At 71.5% G+C, this 568-nt stretch carries 1 protein-coding gene; it reads right to left on the bottom strand.

Annotation, left to right across the window (positions count from 1 at the left end; genetic code table 11):
- Positions 1–568: DUF222 domain-containing protein (locus A5787_RS01030; protein WP_156763701.1), on the bottom strand; the 568-nt coding region annotated here is incomplete at both ends.

Raw genomic sequence — 568 nt, 5'->3', positions numbered from 1 at the left:
GGCGTTCGGCGTCGGTGAGCAGCGGCCCCAGATGCAGCGCGGCGACGCGCGCCGCGACGTCGAGGTGGACCACCACGGTGGTGTGCTGGGCGTGCGGGCGGCGGGTGGCTTCGGCATCCCAGCCGGCCTCGACCAGGCGCAGAAACGCCTCGAGGGTGCCCGGCACCGGGGGCCGCTGCTCTGCTGGGGCCTCGCCGTCGCCGTGATCGTGTTTCCACTCGGCGAAAAGCGCCTCCCGATGAGACGCCAGCGCCGCCTCGAACTTCGCCGCCTCGGGGTGGGCAAGTTTGATCCGCCAACAGCTGAACTGCTCATCAGAGGTCTTGGTGATCGAGGGCTGCGGTTGCGGCCCAGGATCGGGTTCGGGTCGCGGCTCGAGGTTGACCGCGGTGCGCAGCTGGCCGACCGTGGCGACCGCGGCCAACTGCGCGTAATGCTCATCCGATCCGTCGGCTGCCCGCGCCGCGATGACGCCGACCTGATCCAGCGACAGTCGCCCCTCCCGCAATCCCTGCGCGCAGCGCGGGAACTCCTCCACCCGGCGCGCCACCGTCGAGATCGTATGCGC

The sequence above is a fragment of the Mycobacterium sp. 852002-50816_SCH5313054-b genome (assembly GCF_001667185.1).
Taxonomy (GTDB): domain Bacteria; phylum Actinomycetota; class Actinomycetes; order Mycobacteriales; family Mycobacteriaceae; genus Mycobacterium.
Note: the sequence above shows the minus strand (reverse complement) of the source record. Positions and strands in the feature narration are given on the sequence as shown.